The 8,094-nt window shown below is 63.7% G+C and carries 6 protein-coding genes; all 6 read right to left on the reverse strand.

Features of this window, described 5'->3' with window-relative positions; genetic code table 11:
- Positions 1-316, reverse strand: a 316-nt coding sequence (locus tag AC1D17_RS26565; RefSeq protein WP_477568256.1) for a DUF736 domain-containing protein, incomplete at its 3' end; no start/stop codon positions are given.
- A gap of 626 nt (positions 317-942) precedes the next feature.
- Positions 943-1,365, reverse strand: a complete 423-nt coding sequence (locus AC1D17_RS26570) for a hypothetical protein (RefSeq protein ID WP_477568260.1) — start codon at positions 1,363-1,365, stop codon at positions 943-945.
- Positions 1,355-1,615, reverse strand: coding sequence for a type II toxin-antitoxin system Phd/YefM family antitoxin (locus tag AC1D17_RS26575; RefSeq protein WP_252121607.1), 261 nt, complete (start codon positions 1,613-1,615; stop codon positions 1,355-1,357). Before AC1D17_RS26575 ends, AC1D17_RS26570 begins: the two co-directional genes overlap by 11 nt.
- Positions 1,616-1,678: 63 nt before the next feature.
- Positions 1,679-2,620 (reverse strand): DUF2493 domain-containing protein, encoded by a 942-nt coding sequence (locus tag AC1D17_RS26580; protein WP_477568257.1) that lies wholly within the window; start codon positions 2,618-2,620, stop codon positions 1,679-1,681.
- Positions 2,621-2,950: 330 nt separating this feature from the next.
- The gene (locus AC1D17_RS26585; RefSeq protein ID WP_477568258.1) at positions 2,951-4,003 is read right to left on the reverse strand and encodes a DUF7146 domain-containing protein; all 1,053 of its coding nucleotides are present in this window, start codon (positions 4,001-4,003) and stop codon (positions 2,951-2,953) included.
- 11 nt (positions 4,004-4,014) lie between these two features.
- Positions 4,015-8,094, reverse strand: a 4,080-nt coding sequence (locus AC1D17_RS26590; RefSeq protein WP_477568259.1) for a strawberry notch-like NTP hydrolase domain-containing protein, incomplete at its 5' end; no start/stop codon positions are given.

Genomic DNA, 8,094 nt, shown 5'->3' on the forward strand with positions numbered 1-8,094 from the left:
GGTCGTTCCAGAGAATGACCTTGCGGTTCGCCTCACCGCCGGGAGCGGGCGCGACGTTGCCGAAGATCACCCCGATCTCCGGAGCCTCCAGCTTGACGGAGAGGTATTCCTCGCCGGTGCGCTGCGAGTTGCGGTACCAGCCGGCGCCGATCTCGAAGCCGGTGCGCCGGTGGATGATGCGGTAGTCGGGGGCGCCTTCGCTTGCCTTCTGAGCGTTCGGGATCAGGGCGATTGGGGCGTTGACCTTGATCGTGGCGAAGATGCCTTCGAGCGAGCCGTCGGTCTTTTCGGTCAGGGTTGCGATCGTGGTGGCCATTGTGGTGTCTCCTTCGGTTGCATCGGGAACCATTCCCGATGGCGCCAAAGAAGGCGGCCCTCGGCCGCGGTCACCGAGCTTAAGCGAGGGCGAACCCCTCCGGGGTTGACCGCACTAGGCCGGGGGGTTGCCTACAAAGGCGACATGGAAAGGGAATGGCTCTAGATGTAACCGCAGAACCGAGACGGACATCGATCGGCCACCCGCTTGGGAGCCCATATCCAGCATGCCGGCTTGCATGGGGAACGCGCACGATCAAGGTTAGCGGGCCTGCCCGCGGGGCGCTCACCGAGTGCAGCACAGAGATCCCGCGGGTCCCTCCACCATTCGCACTGGCTTGTTGGAAATCGGCTTCGGCTGTTTCGTCGCACGTGCACCCATCGCAAGGATGCCAGCTGTCACAGCGGGCCGGTCGCTGCAAGCGGCAGTGGTCATTGCCGACTGGCCTCTGCTCACGGCGGGATCGGCAATAACGATCGATGTGTACGATCTGGTTGCCGCCAGTCCACCGCGGTAGCGGGCCTGGTGCCCGATGACCATCCGCACATGCCTGTCTGGCCGAACGGGAACGGCAGAGCATCGGGAATAGTCCAGCAACGGAACCGCGACAAAGCTAATACGAATCTCTAGTCGGTGCGGCTGACCTGGCGGCCGGACTTGCCTCTCGCCTCGGCGAACAGGGCAACGACCTTCATCATAAACGGCTTGCTGAAACGGCCAAGCATCGCCTGCCCCGGCTCGATGTACCAGGAGCGCTCGGCGATATCGTAATTGTATTCGTCAACGACAATCCAGCTCTGCTTGAGATCGCCGAGCCCGGCTCTTTGGCGCTCGATCTCTGGAATCTCAAGCGCAAGCCGTCCGGTCTGCGGTGGCTGCGTGGTGATTGCAAGAAGGGCAAGGTGCGTCTGCCCGTCACGCGCGCTGCGAACCGCGATGACGACACAGACGGGACGTGGCTTTCGTCCTTCGGTCTCACCGCGCTGGTGTTGCCATGCCCAGAGATAAGGATAGGCGATCACCTCGCCGGGACGAAACTCATGGCTCATCGTCATAGCCCTCGCCCCGCGCCAGCCGTTCGATAGCCTCGCCGAACAGTTCCTCGTGTTCCTTTGGCATGTCCGAGACGCTGTAGGCGCGACGCGGATCGAATCCGGTTCGCATCCGCTCATAGTGGTCATAGCTCATAAGAACGAAACGGGGTTTATTGTGCCGGGTGAGAACAATTGGTTCGCGGCTGGCGGCGTCGGTGACATCGCCTACCTGTTTGTTGAGATCGCCTGTCGTGAACTGTCGCATGGCATGGGTGCTCCTTTGATCTCCATAATATCCATGTTTTCCATATTTGCAAGAAAACAGCGCTCACGCGCCATCTCCTCCGAAGCGCCAGACCGGGATGCCAAGCCGGCGGCTTTTGTCGCCGAGATTGCCGGTGATCCCGGAGCCCGGGAAGATGATGACGCCGGCAGGCATGATCGAGAGCATGTCGTCGTTGCGGCGAAAGGGCGCGGCCTTGGCGTGCTTCGTCCAGTTCGGCTTGAAGCTGATCTGGGTCACCTTGCGGTTTTCGGCCCAGCAGGCGGCAATGCGCTCGGCGCCCTTCGGCGAACCGCCATGCAGCAGGACCATGTCCGGGAATTTGGCGCGGGCGCGATCGAGCGCATCAAAGATGCGTTCATGATCGTTGTAGTCCATGCCGCCGGAGAAGGCGATCTTGGTGCCGGCGGGGATCAGCACCTCGGTCTCGGCGTGGCGGCGGGCGGAGAGAAAATCCCGGCTATCGATCATCGCCGCCGTCATGTTGGCATGGCTGACCTTCGAGCCAGTGCGCGGCCGCCAGGTCGAACCGGTCTCAGCCTCGAACAGGTCGGCAGCATAGTCGCGCATGAACTCGAAGGCGTTGCGGCGCTCCAGCAACGTGATGCCTTCGGCGATAAGACGCTCGAGCTCGACGCTTTTCACTTCGGAGCCGTCCTGCTCCTGCTGACCGCTACGCTGGGCGTCCTCGTTGCGCTGCAGTTCGCGCTGGATGCGCTCGCCGGCGCGGTGGAAGAGATTGACGCTCGACCACAGCAAGTCTTCGAGATCGGGTTCCAGCCGGGTATCGCCGAGCATTTCGGCGAAGGCGTCGAAGATCGCGGTGATAGCCGACTGGACGACCGGCTCCTCCGGCAGTCCACGCGGGTCGGGCTCATCCTGGAGAGGACGGTGGCCGTAGAGCTGCATTTCGTAGATGAAGYGGTCGGTGGGCGAGGATGCGTGGTGAGGCTCAAAGCCATCGTCGAGGGGCGCAGCCAAGTTCATGTTTCGTCTCCTTCGGATAGGGGCCGCGCCTCTCGCGGCCTGACGGCGATCCCCTCCCACGCGACAAACGGTCCGGAACCGCGAGCCAAGCGAAGCGGCCCAGCGAAGCGCCGGGCGGCGGAAGGAGGGTTTCTTGGATACCGCGAGGAGCGCCGGCCCCGCCGGCGCGGGGAAGAAACCTGAGTGACCCGCAGAAGGACCGGATGTCGCGTGGTAGGGGTCGCCTCTCGGCAGGCCGCGGGCGCGCGCCCTCTCCGGCGGAAGACAGACAAGGCCCCTGCCCGCCCCCGGTGGCGCCCAGCCGCAACCGCTTCCCCCTTCCGGCCACCGTCAGAGCGGGAGAAAAGCCATCACATCTTCCGGGATGAGCTGCTCGCGCAGCCGCTCCGTCAGCCGGTCCGGTCCCAGCCGCCGCAGGTCCTCGTTGAAGTCGCCGAGTTCCGGCTCGATGACCAGCGGCAGGATGCCGGCGGCCTGCGCGCGGCGGCTCAGTCCCTCGAGCCCATGGCGACCGGCCGCATCGGCGTCGGCGGCGATGTAGAGGCGCACGGCACCTGGGGGAAACCGGAAGGCGGCGAGATGGTTGGCGGTGAGCGCCGCGACCACCGGCATCCCAGGCATCACGTGTGAGAGGGACAGCATGGTTTCGAGACCTTCACCCGCGACCATGACCCGGACTGGCACATTGACCGGCATGCAAAAGCGCACCGCGTTGCCGAGAAGTCCGCCCAACGCACGGCGAGGATCATCGACCGGTGCCTTTCCGCCGCCGTCCGAATCGAGCCCGGATGCAGCCAGATACGTGCGGTGCACGCCGGTGATCATGCCGGCTCCATCGGTGACGGCGGCGATCAGGGCGGGGTAGCTCGTTGTCGTGCCAGTCACGAGCTCCCGATAGTAGCAGGATGGATGGAAGCGGAGCGCCGCATGAGCGGACGCCCGCAGGATGCCGCGCTGACGCAGATAGGCGTCCGCCAGCGTCCCATGCAGCGGCTTGCCCATTGCGAACAGCCGGCGTGCTCGTTCGCAGCTTGATCGGTTGACTGGCGGGCTGTCGCTCACCTCATACTGCCGGGCCGGTCTCGGCGCCGGCTGCGGCAGGCTGAGGAAACGTCGAGCTTCCTCGGCCACGTCGCGGAAATCGACCAGGCCGCATGTCTCGCGGACAAGGTCGAGAAGGTCACCGTGCTGGCCGGTGGCGGCATCCGTCCATTTGCCGGTGCGCGGCCCGGTCAGGTGGACATAGAGCGAGCGACCCTTGCTGTTGGCGACATCGCCAACAATCCAGTAGTTGCCAGCGCGCACGCCGGCAGACAGATATTGTCGGCAGACCGACTCGGCATCCTGCGCAAGACGGCCCGCCAGCTCTGAAGCGGACAGCATGATCGGTCCCCTCAATAGCGGCTGGCAACATCGAGGAGGCGATATCGCTCCATCAGGCGGGACAGTATCGCTGGTCCTTCACCCGTCATCGGCACGAAGAACCGGGTTTTCCAGGCGATGATCTCGGAAAACAATCCGATCGCCTTCAGCCATTCGCGCATGCCCTCCGTGAAGCCGGTAAGTTCGACACGGTGGTCGTTCATCACCCGCACGCGCCGCAACGTCATATCGCCGGCAAGGCCGACGATCGAGGATCCGTCGGTGAGAACCCGCCACGCGTGATCGCTGGTGATCGTCTCGACATGATCGATGCCGAGATTGCGGCAAAGCCGTGAGAGTTCCGATGGCGCGACCACACGCCCGACGATGCGCTCACCATCATCGCTTTGCAGCCGATAGACCCGGCAGTAGTCCTGCGGTAGCAGACGCCAGATCGGCAGAAGCAGGCCGGTTACCACGTGCAGGGTCGAGGTCGAGAACTCGGCGACCTTGGCGATATCCGCCTCCCAGGCGGCGTCAAAGGCCGTTTCGTCGACCTCTTCCCAGTTGGTCTCCTCAAGTTGGCGGATTTCGTAGCGCAGTTCGTCCATGGGCCGGATCAGCACGACGCGAGGTTGGATCGATCCATCGTCGAGCATGATGGACCGGGTCGGGACCATTACCGCCGGCCGGCCTGACTTCCCGTTGATCATCAGCGTCGCTCGTTGATCACGCCTGGCGAGCGCCTGGACATCGGCAAGCGTCATCGGGCGATTGCGCTGATTTTGCTCGATGGTCAGAAGATGCGACTGGGCGCCGGTGGCCGGATGGGTATAGGCGACCCGCCGATCGACAATCTTCATGCTGTCGGCCGCAATGGTCTCCAGACCCTTATCGTAGATGCCGGCAGCGACAGCGCCTTCGATCCGGGCAGCCAGCAATTGCTCGAAAGCGTCGAACAGCAGGTTCTGCATGTCGATCGTCAGCGCCAGCATGCGATTGAGAAAGGTCGTTATAGGCGGCAGTTCGTCCTTCAGGCCGCCCTCCTCCGAGGTTAGCGAAAGCCCGGTGACCGCTTCGAAGGTCGAAAGCGAGCAACCTTCGATCTTCCCGATGTAGAGCAGCCCATAGAATTGCCGGAGCGCATCGCGGGCATATTGGGATTCGAGATTGTCTTCCGAGCGAAACAGCCCTTGTCCGCCGGTCTGTCTCTGACCGCGGGTGATGGCGCCGAGCGTGTCGAGACGCCGGGCAATGGTCGAGAGGAAGCGACGCTCGGCCTTGACGTTCGTGGCGATTGGCCGGAACAGCGGCGGTTGCTTCTGGTTGGTGCGATTGGTGCGGCCGAGGCCCTGGATAGCGGTATCCGCGCGCCATCCCGCCTCGAGAAGGTAGTGAACGCGCAGGCGCTGGTTCAATGCCGAGAGTTCGGCGTGATAGGAACGTCCGGTTCCGCCAGCGTCGCTGAAAACGAGAATGCGCTTCTCGTCGTCCATGAAGGCGCGTGTCTCGTCGAGATTGGCGGAACCGGGACGGCTCTCGACGGCGAAGCGGGCGATATGACCGCCGGTGTCGCGTCGGACGATGCGGCGCGATCGGCCGGTGATTTCGGCGACGTTCTCGGTTCCGAAGTACTGGACGATCTGATCCAACGCGGTCGGGACAGCCGGAAGACTTCCAAGCTTTTCGACCAACTCGTCGCGACGGGCGATCGCTTCCCGGCATTGGACAGGATTGCCATTGGCGTCGTACACCGGTCGCGAGCTGAGATTACCTTCCTCGTCGGAATATTCCTCGAACAGCTGCGTCGGGAACGAGTGCATCAAATAGTCGACGACATATTCCCGAGGTGTCACATCGACCTGGATGTCGCCCCATTCCTCGGCCGGGATCTGCGCCAGACGCCGTTCCGTCAGCGCCTCGCCCGTCGAGACGATCTGGATGACGGCGGCATGTCCGGCCTCAAGATCGTGCTCGATCGAACCAATCAGGGTCGGCGTCTTCATGCTGATGAGCAAATGATTGAAGAAACGCTGTTTCGAAGATTCAAACGCCGAGCGTGCAGCGGCCTTGGCATTTTTGTTGCGCGTGCCGCTKTCCGACGTGATGCCGGCCGCCTGCATCGCCGCATCCAAGTGACTGTGGATGACCTGGAAGGCTCCCGCATAGGAATCGTAGATGCGGACCTGTTCGTCGGTCAGTTCATGTTCGACGATTTCATATTCGATCCCCTCGTAGGAGAGCGAGCGGGCAGCAAACAGGCCGAGAGCCTTGAGGTCTCGGGCGAGCACTTCCATCGCCGCGACGCCGCCATCCTCGATCGCCGCGATAAAGTCGGAACGGGTCGGGAACGGAAAGTCGGCGCTACCCCAGAGACCAAGCCGTTCAGCATAGGCGAGGTTCTGCACGTCGGTCGCGCCCGTGGCTGAGACATAGAGCACACGCGCATCGGGGAGCGCGCGCTGAAGTCGCAGTCCCGCCCTGCCCTGTTGCGAGCCTGCCTTGTCGCCGCGCTCGGTCTTGCCGCCGGCGGCGTTGGCCATGGCATGGCCTTCGTCGAAGACGATGACGCCACTAAAACCAGCGCCGAGCCAATCCAGGATCTGCTGGACGCGCGACCGTTTTCCTTCACGCTCATCGCTTCGCAAGGTGGCAAAGGTGGTGAACAGGATGCCCTCCTGCAGACGGATGGGCGCTCCCTGGCGGAACCGCGACAGTGGTGTAATGAGCAGCTTTTCCTGCCCGAGTGCTGCCCAGTCGCGTTGGGCATCCTCGATCAGCTTGTCGGATTTGGAGATCCAGACATGCCGGCGCCGGCCTTTCAGCCAATTATCGAGCAGCACACCAGCGACCTGACGGCCTTTGCCCGCACCCGTGCCGTCGCCGAGGAACCATCCGCGGCGGAAACGGACGGCAGCGTCGGAGTCTTCACTTGCCGCCTGCAGATTGTCGAAGGATTTGTCGACCGTCCAGAAACCGGCGAGGTGGCCGGAATGCGCTTCGCCGGCGTAGATCACACTCTCGAGCTGGGCGTCGGAGAGAACGCCATCCGTGACGACGTGTTCTGTAAGATGCGGGCGGTAGCTCGGCCTTGGTGGTGCGACCGAGGCCATTGCCGTCGACTCGACGAGCTTGTCGGGATGCGGCTTCGCATAGGCGATCTCGATCGACTGTAGGCGATACGGCTCATAGATGCTTTCCGTCAGACCGCCGTCCTGCTCGGTGACCCTGGCGCGGGTTTCGTAGACGAGCTCGACAATGGTCTTCGACAATGCAGGTTTCGGTCGGGCGGCAATGGGATTGCTGGCGGACACTGACGTCAGTCGGGAGGCCACCGGAGCGACAGCAGCCGGGCGAAGGGTGCCGGTGCTGCGGCGTGCCACCATCGATGGCGCGACATTCCGTAGGACACCGTGGGAGAGGACGTCGATGGAGTTCGGCGCCGCAAGAGGTGAGCGCGGCGGCAAACCCATGATCCAACCGAGCAGTGTCGCGGCATCCGGTGCGGTTCCGCGCGCGGCGACGAGCTGCGACGCATCGGCCGCCGGTATTTTGTCGATGACCGTCAAACGGGTTTCGGTGGTCGTGCCGTGAGGTGCGTAGACCTTGCCGTCGATAGCAGCGGTAAAGGTGACTGTCCCCCGCGCCTGCAGGCGGGTGAAGGCGTCGCGCCATTTTGGGTTGTCGGGGGAGAGATTTGCGCCGGTGATTGCCACCAGACGGCCACCCGGTGCAAGGCGTGCGAAGGCGGAGGCAAGATGACGCCAGGCTGCGTCGGACACCCGCCCCTCGACATGGACGCCGGCGGAAAACGGCGGGTTCATCAGGACCACCGTCGGACTGACGGAACGGTCGAGATAGTCGTCGATATGTGCTGCGTCATGCCGTGTCACCCTGGCGTCGGGGAATAGGCGCTCCAGCAGCAAGCCGCGGACGGCCGCATATTCGTTCAGCACTAGCCGAGCGCGGGCGATTTCGGCGAAGATCGCCAGCAGACCGGTTCCGGCCGAGGGTTCGAGCACGACATCGTCGGGCATGATGCCGGCGGCACGGGCGGCGACATAGGCGAGCGGCATCGGCGTCGAGAGCTGCTGCAGCGCCTGGCTTTCGTC

Source organism: Pararhizobium sp. P1_E7 (genome assembly GCF_056405855.1).